The sequence below is a fragment of the Chitinophaga agrisoli genome, from assembly GCF_008386695.1.
Classification (GTDB): Bacteria; Bacteroidota; Bacteroidia; order Chitinophagales; family Chitinophagaceae; genus Chitinophaga; species Chitinophaga agrisoli.
Map to the genome: position 1 here is coordinate 1,772,788 of NZ_VUOC01000001.1, position 13,797 is coordinate 1,786,584.

Consider the following 13,797-nt stretch of genomic DNA (forward strand, 5'->3'; position numbering starts at 1 on the left):
ATGTATACCACACAACAACTACACGATATTTTTGCCAACGCGCTCTCCATTCCGCCAGACCAGGTAACCGCTGACCTCAGCTACCAGAGCATACCGGAATGGGACTCCGTGTCGCATATCTACCTCATTACAGAACTGGAGGCCGCATTTAACATCACCATCGATACGGATGATATACTGGAAATGAGCAGCCTGGAAAAAGTAAAGGACACCTTACGAAAACACAATATCGAACTGGTATGAAACTCTATGAACTGATAGCCCGCAATCCACACCTGCAATATATAGATGCCGCCTCCGGCAACAGCTGCCGCCTGCCAGATCTCAGGTCTTCCCTGGATCTCACGGACCAGCAGCAGCTGGCCCTGCTTTACCTGGATAATTCCATCGCAGCCATAGAGCTGTTACTGAATTGCCTGGATAGCCGCCTCACTATTGCCCTGTTAAGCCCTAAGCTGCACACGGCATATAAACAGCAGCTGGAGGCAGCTTACGCGCCCTATTATATCTATGATCCCACCAGGGAACAGATCCAGGAGTATACGCCATACAAAGCTTCCGCCACTATATCGCTCTTCCGTAACCAGGAAAACAGGGCCAACATTCACCCGGATCTTAAATTGCTGCTCAGCACTTCCGGTACCACCGGCTCTCCAAAATTTGTAAAGCTGTCAGAAGCCAACCTGGTCCAGAATGCTTTATCCATTATTGATTACCTGCCCATCAACAGCCAGGATGTAACGCCGCTGAACCTCCCCGTGTTTTATTCCTACGGGCTATCCGTGTTTACCACCAATAGCATCGCGGGCGGTACTATCGTCTGTGCCAACCGCGATGTGGTGCAAAAAGAGTTCTGGGAAGATAGCCAGCGCTACGGATACACCTCTATAGCAGGCGTGCCCTATGTATATGAGATGTTGCACCGTATTGGCTTTTGCCGTAAAGAATACCCTGCCTTGCGTTACATGACACAGGCCGGCGGTAAATTAAACCCTGCCCTCGTAAACATTTTTGGCGAATACCTGGCGGCCCGTAGCAAACAGTTCTTTGTCATGTACGGCCAAACAGAAGCTACCGCCCGTATGTCCTGGATGCCGCCACAGGCCCTGCTGCAGAAACCCGGTTCCATTGGCCTGCCGGTAAGGAATGGCCAGTTCTGTATAGCTCCGGATACGCAGGAACTGCTGTACACCGGCCCCAATGTCTTTGGCGGTTATGCCCATACGGCCGCAGACCTGGCCACATTTGAGCCCTTACCAGTATTACATACCGGCGATGTGGCCAAACAGGACGATGACGGCTATTACTACATCACCGGCCGTATGAAACGTTTTGTAAAGCTGTTTGGTGCAAGGGTAAACCTCGATGAGGTAGAAACGATCTTAAAGCAGGAGACCAATGGCGGCACATTCGCCTGTATTGGAAGGGAAGATCAGCACCTCCTGGTATTGCACGAACATGCAGACTTGGAAGACAAGGCCATCCGGCAGCTGCTGAGTGAAAAATTGCACCTGCATCCCAGTGCCTTCAAAGTACAGCAGGTAGATCGGTTTGTATTAACGCCTAATGGAAAGCCGGATTACGCCGCTATGCAGCAGAAATTACATGAAAAGGCTATCGCAACTGCATAGCAACGTTACTGCAACTGCATAGCAACCTTACTCCCTACCACGCGTTGGTAGGGTAGCTTTTTAGCGGTTTTCTTGCGTTTGCCCCACCAGATATAAAAGCCGGTTATGGGCAAAGAGGCCGCCATCAATGCTGCCAGGAAGATAATGATCCGGCCGGGGAGGCCGGCAATGCCGCCGGTATGGATATCATAATTCATACGGATGGCCTTTTCTGCCGCCCCGGCGTCCGCATAACGGCTCCAGTAGGCCAGGGGGATAGCCTCCGCAGTATACTGATCAAAATAGAGATGGTCAGTACGGTAATAAGTGCCTTTATCCGGGTACACCCTTACAATAATGGCGGCGCTGTCATTGGCTGGCAGGTTAAACTGGTAGCCCTTTGCTTCCGCCCTGGTAGTTAAGATGGTCTGGTAGATCTTGTCCAGCGGTTGCATATCACCGGTAGCAGGTACTTTGGCGCATACCGGTACCGGCGGTTTACGTTGCCCGGCCTTACCGCCCAACAAAGCAAATTCAGCGTTCCCCGCCCATTCAAATGCCCACACCATACCGGTAAATACGGTAAAGATGATGCCCCAGCTGATATAAAAGCCCAGCACATTATGCAGGTCATAATTAAGCCGTTTGGGCGAAGCGCCCCATTTTACCTTAAAGCTGGTTTTGCGCCGCGCCTTATTGGTAGGCCACCACATCACAATACCGCTAACGATCATAATAAAGAAGATAAGGCAGCCGCCGCTGGTCACACAACGCCCTATCTCCTGTGGCAGCCACAGGTACATATGCCCGTTCAGCATAAAACGGAAAAAATCCTTGTTCACGTCCTTCACCTTTAATACCTCTCCGCTATAGGGGTTCAGATATACGGCGTAGTAATAAGGGGATGGTTTTTTAGCAAAGAACTGTACCATTACGGAAGCATCCTTTCCTTTAAACAGGATACGGGTGGGGGGAATACCGGGCAGCTGCTGCACGGCAATATCTTTGATAACAGACAATGGCAGAAAGGGTTTGTTCTCCGCTTTTACCGTCAGGTAGGGTTGGGTGGCTTTGCTAAGCTCCGGTTGAAAGGCATAGATAGCGCCGGTAAGCGCCATCACTACGATCACTAGCCCGGATGCAAGTCCGAGCCAGAGATGTAGTGTAGATATAATTTTCTTCAATGTCATGTTTAGAATTTAAATGCAACGCTTGCCAGGAAATTCAGCTGCTTCTGCGGGGTGCCTACCGGGTTCCAGTACTGCTCATTCAACAGGTTATTGGCTTTAACAGATAACCTGTATTTAGGCTGATCATAGAACACCGTGGCGTTCACCAGCGTATAAGTCGGCAGCACAAAGGTATTGGTTGCCTCAAACCAGGAATCGCTGATATAGTTAGCGCCCGCGCCAAAGCCCAGTCCTTTTGCCTTACCATGGGTCAGATAATAGCTTACCCAGATATTCGCTACGTCCTTGGGGCTGGCTGTTACATATTTGCCTTGCAGGGCCGGGCTGGCATTCGTGTATTTATTCTCATTATGGGCATAACCGGCAATAATGTTCAGGCCGGGTACCGGGTTGGCGGTCAGGTCTGCCTCATATCCTTTGCTGTGCTGGGTGCCATCCTGCCGGGTAAAGGTCTTGCCATCTACCACCTCTGTACGGGTAGAGTTGGTAACGGCTATATCATAGTAGCTGGCGCTGCCGCTCAGTTTGCCATTGATGATGTCTACTTTAACGCCGCCTTCCCACTGGTTGCCATACTGCGGTTTCAGCTCCAGGATGGAGTTATCCGGCTGGTTCACAGGTCCCAGGTTCACAAAACCGTTCATATAGTTACCAAACAGGGATACCTTCTCCTTCACCACCTGGTATACAAGGCCAAACTTGGGCGACAGCGAATTCTGGTTATAGTCGCCGGTATACTTGCCGCTGGCAATGGCATAGGTACCATCTGTGGTGTAGCGATCTGCGCGCAGGCTCAGCATCGCCATCAGGGCAGGGGTGATATTGAACACGTCAGATATGTAGGCGCTGTAGTTATATGCTTTGGCGGTACTGCCCACAAAGCCTTTCTGGTAGGAGAGGGCATTCAGCTTTTCTGCGCTGATATCAGGCAGCGGCTGGTTAATGTTCACTTTATCATAAGCTACCGTTACACGGTACAGCTGGTTGTAATTGTAGTTATAATCCAGGCCGATCACTACCCGGTTCCGGAAATTGCCCAGGTAAAAATCGCCTATAAAATTCTGCTGCAGCTGGATATTACCAAATGTCTCCGGCGTTTGGTTCCTCACCGTACGCGCCATCATAGTATCGCTCACCAGGGATAAAGTAGCCCAGTACAGGTGGTTGTAAAAACCTTCAGAATACAGGTAATTAGTCTGGGAGGTCCAGTTGTCAGAGATCTTGTATTCCACTTGTGCCTGTATGTTATTGATACCGTTGGCTACATCCAGGCTGTTATTAATATAAGACCGTTTATAGTCAATAGGTAGGTCCTTAAAGCTGCGGGCAGTTACCTTGCTCAGGGAGTCAATGGCAAAAGCGGTAGTGGTATAGGAGGCGCGGGTTACTTCCACATCCAGGGAAAACTTCAGGCGGTCATTCACCTGGTAGGTAATGCTGGGGGCAATGGTATAATTCTTCGCATAACCCTGGTCCTGGAAAGAGCCTTCGGTTTGCGCGCCGGCATTTAAACGGAACAGTAAGGTCTTGTCTTTATTCAGCGGTGCGTTCACATCCGCGGTTACACGGCCAAACTGGTAGCTGCCGCCGGTAAAGCTCACTTCGCCGCCAAAATCTTCATAAGGTTTTTTGGTCACGTAGTTGAATACGCCACCAAAGGTCACATTCCGGTTGCTGCCAAACAAAGTGCCGGAGGGGCCTTTGATCACTTCTACCCGCTCCAGGATGATGGGGTTCAGTGGTACAATAGCGCTGGTCACCATGCCATTGCGCATACCCATGGAGTTGGCAAAACCGCGTATGGTCATCCCCTGGGAGCCGCCCGCTGCAAAATTGGGCACCGCGCCGGGTATATTCCGGTACAGGTCCGTACGTTCCGTGATTACCTGTTCTTTGATCAGTTCTTTGCCGGCTACCTGGTATACCTGCGGGTTCTCCAGGTTCTTAATGGGCAGGCGGGCGATCTGCTCGCTCTCCCGGTGGCCAAATTTATTATGGCTGCCGGTAATGGTGATCTCCTGCAACTGGGTGCTGGATACCTGTAGCTGCAAACTGACCGCAGTTACTTTATTTCTTTCAACCGTTACCTCCTGTACCAGGGTCTCATAACCTACCAGGGAAACTTCCAGCTGGTGAGGGCCTGCCGGTACCCGGCTAAGGGTAAAAGTCCCATCCTCACCTGTGAGGGTGGTCTTATGTGCGTCTTTTATCAGGATGGTAACAGCCGCTGCCGGGCGGTTGTCGTTCGTAGTTATTTTACCTTTAATGGTCCCAAAATCATTTTCTTCGTTCGTATAGGCAAACCCGCATAAGGGTAATAATAATAGGATAATTTGTACAACTTGCTTCATGGTCGATAGATGGAAATTTCCGCAAAAATCACCTATGAAGGGCTATACCTTGTTTAATAATCCGGAAAACTTTTTACGCAAAAGGGAATTAGTTCAACCGCCAGGATACCCGCATGGATAATTTAGGCTGAAAAGAGGTGGCGGCAACGTCCTGCCCCTCAGACACATATACGGTCCTGTTACTGCTGATGCCAGGGTACATAATGGTGGCCACCCCCTTTTTTTGCATGAACATGGGCGTAGTGGCCCTGGTAACAAAATGGCCATAGTTGCGGTAGGCCGCTTCCATCCAGGAGGCTTGATGCCGGTTATTGATGATGCAGGATAATATTTTCGCTTTCGGTTGCATACCGGGGTATGCATATCCGCGTTTCTGGCAAAAGCTGGCCAATGACAGCAGGAGTAATGGGGCTAATAACAGTTTTTTCATAGTGATCCGGTTTTAACTGTAAGTTACCCACCCATACGGGGGTAAAGAATGACAAAGGTCAACCCGGCGCTGATCCTGGTAAGCTGATAACCGGCCCGTTGCAGGCTGCCTGCCAGGCGGTCACTGGTCCTGCCGGTATATGATCTTGCCGTCTTTTAACGGCCGGATATCTAAAAAATGAGCGTCCTGTCACTATACTGCGGCTAAACGCTGACAGGTATTTTGTATATTGTACGATCCATTCCTTACGTATAACACATCCAACATCATGCAGAATAGCCGCAGACATTTCATAAAAACCGCCGGGGTGGGCCTGGCAGGTTTAGGTTTCGCATTGAGCCCGGTATCCCAGCTGCTGGCGGCAGCGCCCGGAGGTTTCTTCCCCCATGCCAGCCCGGAATCACAAGGCGTTTCTTCCAAAGGCATACTCGCTTTTGTGGAAGCTGCCAATGCCTCCGGCATCAGCTGGCATAGTTTTATGCTGCTGCGGCATGGTAAAGTGGTGGCGGAAGGGTGGTGGAACCCCTTTGCGCAGGAATTTGTACACTCCCTGTACTCCCTGTCAAAAAGCTTTACCAGTACGGCTATAGGTTTCCTGGTAAAAGAAGGGAAACTGGATATCAATACGCCCGTGATCTCCTTTTTTCCCAAGGAGGTCCCCGCCAACCCAAGTGAGAACCTGCAGGCTATGACCGTAAAGAATTTACTGACCATGAATACCGGGCACGAAACAGATACCATGCCCGTCATGGGGTCATCCACCAAACCGTGGACACAGGCTTTCCTGGAACATCCCGTTGTATTTAAACCAGGCACACATTTCCTGTATAACACAGGCGCTACCTATATGCTGGGCGCTATCCTGCATACCATCACCGGCCAAACACTGGAGCAATACCTGGCGCCACGTTTGTTCCAGCCGCTGGAGATCACCGGCTATGATTGGGAAACCTCTCCGCAGGGACTGAATACCGCAGGCTACGGACTGCGCGTAAAAACAGAGGACATTGCCAAACTGGGCCAGCTCTATCTGCAGCAGGGCCAATGGATGGGCAAGGAGCTGCTGCCGGCCAGCTGGGTAAAAGATGCCACCAGCCATCAAACAGACTCCCAGGTAAACAACGGCGATTGGTCACAGGGATACGGCTACCAGTTCTGGCGCTGCACCCACAATGCCTTCCGCGGAGATGGCGCCTTTGGGCAATACTGTATCGTAATGCCGGACAAGGATGCCGTGCTGGCCGTCACCAGCCAAACGCCGGATATGCAAAAATCCCTGAACATCATTTGGGAACACCTGCTGCCCGCCCTGCAGGATGGTTCACTGCCAGAGGATGCCCGCGCCGCCTCAACACTGAAAAAAACATTGTCCAGCCTGAGCCTGCCGGTAGTGAAAGGATCCACCACCTCATCGCTGTTCCAACATATTCATATGAGACAATGGCTGGCAGACAAAAACGACCTGCATGCCTATTCCCTGCAGTTCGCCTTTTCCCGCAGCGGCTGCACGCTCACTACTAAAACGGATACCGATACTGTAACGCTGAACTTCGGATGGGAAAAATGGGAGCTGAATAAAGCCCGCCAGTTATACGCCTTCCCGGAGGGTAACCTCAATAAAGCGCCTACCAGGGTAGCCGGTACCGCTACCTGGATCAATGACAGTACCCTGCAGCTGAATCTGCGTTTTGTGGAGACTTTTCATGGAGACCGGATGCAATGTGTGTTTAACGGGGATCAGCTGTCTGTGTCGTTTATGAGCAGCGTGGCGGAGAATTCTAAGGAGAAAATGGATAGCAGGAAACCGTTGAGGGCGGTGTTGCAGGGGTAGGTACTAACTGGTATTGTGTAAAATTGATATATTAAGTAACTGCGTCCGCGACGGACCTCTAACAGATAAAATTTCCTAAATTTGTATCGCATAGTTGCTTAATATAATTATGAACCAGCTTATTACAATTTCGGAAAAAATTAATGCCTTGTGGAGATTATCACAGAAGGAAACTATTTTTCTGGATGATTTGGAACCGGAATTTAAACCGGATCTCCAAACCTTTATATTGGGAGACACGCTTTATATGAAAGAAGGGAAGCTGGTAATTGGTAAGAATTTATATAACAAATGGCTTAATAAACTGCGATCTAAGGGATTTGATTACGAGATTGATTTTAAATGATGATTGAAAAGAAATTAGAAGAAATTAATTTCCTTAAAAGCCAGGTATCTGCGCTTGCCACTGATAAAGATTGGGACGACGCATTTCTTGAAAGAGTAAAAGTTGACTTCACCTACAATTCCAATAAAATAGAAGGGCTTACCCTTACCTACGGACAGACCATCAAACTACTTAAGGATTTTATTACACCGCAAAACGCAGCTACAGGAGAACTTTTAGACTTGATCAATCATCAGAATGTTTTAGATAACGTTTTCAAAAACTATCGTTCTGAAAGTTTCACTGAAGAAAATATAAAAGCGCTTCATAAGGAACATAGGGAGGCTAATCACCAATCTTATTTTATTGAAGCAGGGATATCCGCCAATATTTATTCAGAACGTTGATAGACCGGAGTATTTAAAATGCTTTGAAGAATCAGACGCCGATATTAGACCCATGCTTGTTTTTTTAGCAGATAGATTAATAGAGAGCCTGAAGGCTAAGTTGTCATTCATTCAGGAGATTTAACTTCATAACACCCCCTCCTTTTTGTCGCAAAACCCCCTCAAAATATTTACAACCTCCCTTATTTTTGGCTTATAAGCTTAACAAACAAAAACCAGTAAAATGAGAACTGTATCATTCGGCATGAACATTAGCCTGGATGGCTATTGCGATCACACTTTTGCTATTCCAGATGAAGCGTTGATGGATTACTTTACAGAAATGATGGACGACGTCGATCTGTTCTTTTTCGGCCGTGTCATGTATCAGCTCATGTTTCCCTATTGGAGCGATGTCGCAAAAGATCAATCCGGCTCACCAGCTGAAAATAAATTTGCCCAAAGAATGAGCGCTATCGATCGGGTCGTCGTTTCACGAACATTAGACACCGGTGATGAAAAAACGCGAATTGTTCATAGCAACCCTGCGGCAGAGCTCCTGAAACTGAAACAACAGCCCGGTAAAAAGATTTCAGTGGATACTGTAAGCATGCTGCCAGAGTTGATTGCAGCAGGTCTTATCGATGAATTTAATCTGGTTGTCCACCCGGTGATCGTGGGAAAAGGAAGGCAATTGATTCCTGATGGAAGCCTTCAGGAAAAACTTAATTTAAAGCTGGTTAATACCGTTAATTTCAAATCCGGATGCATGGCGCTTCATTATTTGAAGCAGTGATGGAGAAGTTTGCACGAAGACGGATTATCGCTAGAGCAGACTGATTTAAAAACAGAAAAGCCCACCGGATGGTGAGCTTTTTCTATTATCATTCCTTGTACCGCGTACGGGAATCGAACCCGTGATTCATCCGTGAAAGGGACGCGTCTTAACCCCTTGACCAACGCGGCATTTCCGTTTAGGGGATGGCAAAAGTACACAAAAGATACTAATTACCAAATTTTTTCCTGCCAAACATACGGGATCAACCTATACACCGTACGTCCCATATACTCCTTATACCGTTTTACGTGGTAATTTATCATACAATGATACTACCACAAAACTCACTACACCACACGCACATCCATTGCGTAACTCACCCGTTACTTTGCATATAACATATTTGTTAACCCAAACCCCAAAAATGACAGTAACCTCGATCGCAACCCTGAAAAGTACAAATGGCGCTGCCCCAAATGAATATAGCCATGTACTGGGATATTATACGCCCGGCGACGGTGGCGGAGGGGCCTTTTATTGGGATGATGCTGCTACGGACGCCGAAGATGGCATCGTCACAATAAAAGCCCCAAATGCTACCGGTCGCTGGAAACGTCTGCACATGCACATCATAGATGTAAAATGGGCTGGCGCCAAAGGCGACGGTACTACCAATGATATTACCGCCGTACAGCAGGCAATTGATTTTTGCAGCCAGAATGGCTACACCCTCAAGCTATCACCGGGTACCTATCTGTGCAACGGCAGTCTTTGGTTAAAAGATAACACGGTCATCACCGGCGCCGGCAGCATCAGCGTATTAAAAATAGGCGCTTCCGGCCAGATAAGAGGAGAGAAGGGAGGCGTCAGGAATTATGGTTTTAGTACCAAGTACTTAGACGAAATTATTCCTGCAAATGGCGAGGATTATGACAATGTGCTGCTAACCACGGATGTTGCCAAAGGAAGCGTTACGCTGCCGGTAGCCAGTACCACACAGGTAAATATTGGAGATGTAGTGTATACCTATAACGATTTTGGTGATGCCTGGGCCATTTTAGAGAATGTAGCGTTTTCGGCGGAGTGGAACAACTATGATAACCCGCTGGCACAAATGGAGGTATTTACAGTAGTAGCCAAAACAACCACTACGGTTACCCTTAACCGGCCTACACTATTCGATTGTCCCAAAGACGCGCCCTTCCGCAAACTGATCGGCGTAAGAGATGTATGGCTCAGCGATTTCAAAGTTGAATTTGTTGCAGAAGTACAAAATGGCATCCTGTTGGAGCAGATACGTAACTGCCGCATTGATAAGCTCGTGCTGCAAAATGGTGGTATTGCGCTGATGAACAAGTCCGCATGGAGCACCGTTACAAATTGCACGATCACTACTAATACTTACCGTTGTATAGTTGTAGATGCCTTTAGCACCGGCAACAGGATCAGCAATAATACCTGCAATTATACCCACGGTGGCGATGCGGCTATTCTTGTAATGATGTCCAATAACAATAGTGTTTGTAATAATACGGTAGAAGGCAGTGGCGGGAGGCCGTTGGATGAACTCGGCATTTGTTGTCATGCCCGTAGCTATAACAATGTATTTGTAGGTAATGTGGTCAGAAATATGGCAGAAGGTTACGGCCTTTACTTTGGCTGCTGGGCCAATACATTTCACGCCAATTCATCCGCCAAATGTTTTGTGGACTATTCCGTCTACTATGCCGGCAAAGCCACTATTTCCGGCGCGGTTAGCTTCGGTACCTCAGAAATAAGGGATAATATTGTATTGCCCCCTGATCCTCCCGGGACGATCCGCCTGAAACGCTCGTTATCGATCTTCGGCAGCCGGGATATAGTAGTAACAGACGGCATCTTCGAAAAGAACATGCTCATACAGGCTACAAAAAATGTAGTGATCGCCAATAATACCCTGCAAGGGGATCTTACACTGATCCCCGACCTCAGTGATGCCGGCCCGGTGATCCGTAATAACCGCATTATTTCCACCGGCAAGTGTATCTCCGTGATGGTACCGGTCTATAACACAACGGCCCCTTATACGCCCATTCTCATAGAGGGCAATTACCTGGAAGGGAATGCAGATAGGCTGATCTATATCCAGCGGGCGGTGCACGTTTATATCAGGCACAACACCATAAAGGCCAACGATCATATAGGCGTCGGCTTTAATGATGTAGCCAGCTTTACGGCTATTACCAATAATCATTTTATGGATTGCGCTGTTGCGGTAGATTTTTCCGCCACGCCTGGCAGTAATGTAAGCACATCATATGCAGCGGTGAAGGATAACCAGTTCTTTAATTGTACAACAATGTACCAGTCCTGGGTATCCCCGGTAAACAACAGCTTTATAGGAAAATGTGGCGTAAACGGTTTTGAGATCATGAACCTTGCCGCAACCGTACCGGTAACGCCAGATAAGAAATGGGTCTACATCGCCGCTGCTGACGGTCAAACCGGCGCTGCCAACTGGAAAGAAATTACCTTATAACCCCTGATAATCCCCTTATATCCCCCTACAACCATGAAAGGAAGGCTGCCTCACCCCAAAGGCGGCCTTCCGCTTTTCCCCCCGTTATGCTATTTTCGTACACTCAAAACAGCGTAGCAATGAAAGATCTGAAAGTACTCACACAGGTAGCCGCATTCCACCACACCTTTAAAGTGCCTGTTGAGGCCACACCCGTTATCCCCTCCGCCAAAAGATGCGCCTTGCGGCTACAGCTGTTCGAAGAGGAACTACAGGAGCTGAAAGAAGCCATCGAAAATAACGACCTCGTAGAAATTGCCGATGCGTTGTGCGACCTGCAATATGTGCTCACCGGCACGGCCCTGGAGTTTGGTCTGGGTAATACCTTCCCGGACCTGTTCAATGAAGTGCACCGCTCCAATATGAGCAAAGCCTGCAAAACAGTGGAGGAAGCAGAAAAGACCATCGCCCATTACCGGGCTAACCTTAACACAGATGCTTATTACCGGGAGATAGATGGCATGTTTGTAGTATACCGTTCTTCAGATGAGAAAACGCTGAAATCCGTTAATTTCTCTGCACCCGTATTGAAACCCATTTTGGGCGGTAAGTAAGGAACTAAAGATTTCACGACAAAATATGTCGCGAAAATGTCGCGATATCAAGTTCGCGACAAAAAACATGGAGGCAATAAGGACTTAATCCTCTCCCTGTCTTTCCCATGTATAGCCGAGATCGCTATACCGGTAGGGAGGCACAATCCATGCGCATTGTGTATAGCTTCCCGCATGGTCTGAATTAAAGTTGGTTCTGAACATGGTGTTGGAATTAATACGATCCCGGTTGCCCTTGAGAACAAACATATAAAATATTTAAACTATTTAACTTGAAACTGATAGCGCAATCTTTCAGAGCGTATGAAACTGGTTAGTTCTCCAAGGGTTCCGCTTATCAAGCTGGGGTATTAAGGGCTACGAATGGAACGGCCGGGTCATTTAAATGCAATGAGGGGTACGGGATGTGGGAATTTCTCAAAATAATAAAGGCTGCTTTATAGCAGCCTTTATTAACCTCGTACCGCGTACGGGAATCGAACCCGTGATTCATCCGTGAAAGGGACGCGTCTTAACCCCTTGACCAACGCGGCGTCATTGTTTGGGATTGCAAAGGTAATATCTCCCCCCATATTTCCAAAAAAAAATTGCTTAACGCAAATTTCTATTGATTAATCCCTGTATAGCTTGTAAATTCGCATCTCTATTTTTCAATTCAAACACAGTGTAAAATGGGTACGACTCTTAAAATCGGTATTAATGGATTCGGTCGCATAGGCCGTTTGGTTTACCGTCAGATTTACAAAATGCCTGGTATTGATGTTGTAGCAATCAATGACCTCACCAGCCCGAAAGTGCTGGCGCATCTGCTGAAATATGATTCCGCGCAGGGTAGGTTCGACGCAGAAGTGAAATCCTCTGAAAACTCCATCTCCGTTAATGGCGACGAAGTAAAGATATACGCTCAGAAAGATCCTTCCCAGATTCCCTGGAAAGATCACGGTATCGACGTGGTGATCGAGTGCACCGGTTTCTTCACCGATAAAGAGAAAGCTGAAGCCCACCTGAAAGCAGGCGCTAAACGCGTAGTGATCTCTGCTCCCGCTACCGGCGACCTGAAAACCATCGTATTCAACGTAAACCACGAGATCCTGGATGGTAGCGAAACCGTTATCTCCTGCGCTTCCTGTACTACCAACTGCCTGGCCCCTATGGCTAAGGTAATGAACGATAAGTTCGGTATCGTGGCCGGTCAGATGACCACCATCCACGCCTATACCAACGACCAGAACACCCTGGACGCTCCGCACCCGAAAGGTGACCTGCGCCGCGCCCGCGCTGCTGCTGCCAACATCGTTCCCAACAGCACCGGCGCCGCTAAAGCGATCGGCCTGGTTCTGCCGGAACTGAAAGGTAAACTGGATGGCGGTGCACAACGCGTGCCCACTATCACCGGCTCCCTCACAGAATTAACAACCATCCTGTCTAAGAAAACATCCATAGAAGAAGTGAACGCTGCCATGAAGGCCGCTGCCAACGAATCTTATGGCTATACTGAAGACGAGATTGTTAGCTCTGACATCGTAGGTATGAACTTCGGTTCCCTGTTCGATGCTACCCAGACTAAGATCGTAACCGTGGGTGATACCCAGCTGGTGAAGACCGTATCCTGGTATGATAACGAAATGAGCTATGTGTCTCAGCTGGTGCGCACCGTGAAACACTTTGCAGGACTGATCAGCAAATAAGCTAGTCAATATCATTATAAGCTGAAGGGTGAGTAGTGAAAGTGAATAAACCGATTCACGCTTCACTGGTCACCCTTTACTTTTCACCTCCACAAAA

At 48.2% G+C, this 13,797-nt stretch carries 12 protein-coding genes and 2 tRNA genes; 8 read left to right on the forward strand and 6 right to left on the reverse strand.

From position 1 onward, the window contains the following. Both F0L74_RS07315 and F0L74_RS07320 read left to right on the forward strand, forming a co-directional pair. Complete coding sequence (locus tag F0L74_RS07315) at positions 1 to 243, forward strand: acyl carrier protein (protein ID WP_149837142.1); 243 nt, start codon at positions 1 to 3, stop codon at positions 241 to 243. Then, positions 240 to 1,631, forward strand: coding sequence for an AMP-binding protein (locus F0L74_RS07320; protein WP_149837143.1), 1,392 nt, complete (start codon positions 240 to 242; stop codon positions 1,629 to 1,631). Before F0L74_RS07315 ends, F0L74_RS07320 begins: the two co-directional genes overlap by 4 nt. Positions 1,632 to 1,636: 5 nt before the next feature. Here the strand turns inward: F0L74_RS07320 and F0L74_RS07325 are convergent, their stop codons facing one another. The 3 genes from F0L74_RS07325 to F0L74_RS07335 form a co-directional block, all read right to left on the reverse strand. Beyond that, positions 1,637 to 2,800 (reverse strand): PepSY-associated TM helix domain-containing protein, encoded by a 1,164-nt coding sequence (locus tag F0L74_RS07325; RefSeq protein ID WP_149837144.1) that lies wholly within the window; start codon positions 2,798 to 2,800, stop codon positions 1,637 to 1,639. Between the two features lie 2 nt (positions 2,801 to 2,802). Then, entirely contained in the window at positions 2,803 to 5,151 is a 2,349-nt protein-coding gene (locus tag F0L74_RS07330) for a TonB-dependent receptor (RefSeq protein WP_149837145.1), read from the reverse strand. A gap of 88 nt (positions 5,152 to 5,239) precedes the next feature. Continuing rightward, positions 5,240 to 5,581, reverse strand: a complete 342-nt coding sequence (locus F0L74_RS07335; protein ID WP_149837146.1) for a hypothetical protein — start codon at positions 5,579 to 5,581, stop codon at positions 5,240 to 5,242. 268 nt (positions 5,582 to 5,849) lie between these two features. Between F0L74_RS07335 and F0L74_RS07340 the strand changes: the two genes are divergently transcribed. From F0L74_RS07340 to F0L74_RS07355, 3 genes are all read left to right on the forward strand, one after another. Then, complete coding sequence (locus F0L74_RS07340; RefSeq protein ID WP_149837147.1) at positions 5,850 to 7,412, forward strand: serine hydrolase domain-containing protein; 1,563 nt, start codon at positions 5,850 to 5,852, stop codon at positions 7,410 to 7,412. 342 nt (positions 7,413 to 7,754) lie between these two features. After that, entirely contained in the window at positions 7,755 to 8,144 is a 390-nt protein-coding gene (locus F0L74_RS07350) for a Fic family protein (protein WP_149837149.1), read from the forward strand. A 223-nt stretch (positions 8,145 to 8,367) separates the two neighbouring features. Next, positions 8,368 to 8,919 (forward strand): dihydrofolate reductase family protein, encoded by a 552-nt coding sequence (locus F0L74_RS07355; protein ID WP_149837150.1) that lies wholly within the window; start codon positions 8,368 to 8,370, stop codon positions 8,917 to 8,919. Between the two features lie 98 nt (positions 8,920 to 9,017). On the opposite strand, the gene F0L74_RS07360 is transcribed toward F0L74_RS07355, so the two are convergent. Next, positions 9,018 to 9,089: transfer RNA gene (locus tag F0L74_RS07360), tRNA-Glu, on the reverse strand. Between the two features lie 236 nt (positions 9,090 to 9,325). On the opposite strand from F0L74_RS07360, the gene F0L74_RS07365 reads away from it, so the two are divergent. Continuing rightward, on the forward strand, positions 9,326 to 11,419 hold the full coding sequence (locus F0L74_RS07365) for a right-handed parallel beta-helix repeat-containing protein (protein WP_149837151.1): 2,094 nt from the start codon (positions 9,326 to 9,328) through the stop codon (positions 11,417 to 11,419). A gap of 119 nt (positions 11,420 to 11,538) precedes the next feature. After that, positions 11,539 to 12,012: a pyrophosphohydrolase domain-containing protein gene (locus tag F0L74_RS07370; RefSeq protein ID WP_149837152.1), complete on the forward strand. Its 474-nt coding sequence runs from the start codon at positions 11,539 to 11,541 to the stop codon at positions 12,010 to 12,012. An 84-nt stretch (positions 12,013 to 12,096) separates the two neighbouring features. Here F0L74_RS07370 and F0L74_RS33215 read toward each other — a convergent pair whose 3' ends face one another. Both F0L74_RS33215 and F0L74_RS07375 read right to left on the reverse strand, forming a co-directional pair. Beyond that, complete coding sequence (locus tag F0L74_RS33215; protein WP_188315893.1) at positions 12,097 to 12,261, reverse strand: hypothetical protein; 165 nt, start codon at positions 12,259 to 12,261, stop codon at positions 12,097 to 12,099. A gap of 212 nt (positions 12,262 to 12,473) precedes the next feature. Continuing rightward, positions 12,474 to 12,545: transfer RNA gene (locus F0L74_RS07375), tRNA-Glu, on the reverse strand. A 138-nt stretch (positions 12,546 to 12,683) separates the two neighbouring features. Here F0L74_RS07375 and gap point away from each other — a divergent pair. Then, positions 12,684 to 13,700, forward strand: a complete 1,017-nt coding sequence (gene gap, locus F0L74_RS07380; RefSeq protein ID WP_149837153.1) for a type I glyceraldehyde-3-phosphate dehydrogenase — start codon at positions 12,684 to 12,686, stop codon at positions 13,698 to 13,700. Positions 13,701 to 13,797: the final 97 nt, after the last annotated feature.

Excerpts from the sequence above, each read along its gene's own strand:
- F0L74_RS07355 (WP_149837150.1), top strand. The coding sequence starts at position 8,368 with ATGAGAACTGTATCATTCGGCATGAACATTAGCCTGGATGGCTATTGC.
- F0L74_RS07340 (WP_149837147.1), top strand. The coding sequence starts at position 5,850 with ATGCAGAATAGCCGCAGACATTTCATAAAAACCGCCGGGGTGGGCCTG.
- F0L74_RS07350 (WP_149837149.1), top strand. The coding sequence starts at position 7,755 with ATGATGATTGAAAAGAAATTAGAAGAAATTAATTTCCTTAAAAGCCAG.
- gap (WP_149837153.1), top strand. The coding sequence starts at position 12,684 with ATGGGTACGACTCTTAAAATCGGTATTAATGGATTCGGTCGCATAGGC.
- F0L74_RS07335 (WP_149837146.1), bottom strand. The coding sequence starts at position 5,581 with ATGAAAAAACTGTTATTAGCCCCATTACTCCTGCTGTCATTGGCCAGC.
- F0L74_RS07325 (WP_149837144.1), bottom strand. The coding sequence starts at position 2,800 with ATGACATTGAAGAAAATTATATCTACACTACATCTCTGGCTCGGACTT.
- F0L74_RS07365 (WP_149837151.1), top strand. The coding sequence starts at position 9,326 with ATGACAGTAACCTCGATCGCAACCCTGAAAAGTACAAATGGCGCTGCC.
- F0L74_RS07370 (WP_149837152.1), top strand. The coding sequence starts at position 11,539 with ATGAAAGATCTGAAAGTACTCACACAGGTAGCCGCATTCCACCACACC.
- F0L74_RS07320 (WP_149837143.1), top strand. The coding sequence starts at position 240 with ATGAAACTCTATGAACTGATAGCCCGCAATCCACACCTGCAATATATA.
- F0L74_RS07330 (WP_149837145.1), bottom strand. The coding sequence starts at position 5,151 with ATGAAGCAAGTTGTACAAATTATCCTATTATTATTACCCTTATGCGGG.
- F0L74_RS07315 (WP_149837142.1), top strand. The coding sequence starts at position 1 with ATGTATACCACACAACAACTACACGATATTTTTGCCAACGCGCTCTCC.
- F0L74_RS33215 (WP_188315893.1), bottom strand. The coding sequence starts at position 12,261 with ATGTTTGTTCTCAAGGGCAACCGGGATCGTATTAATTCCAACACCATG.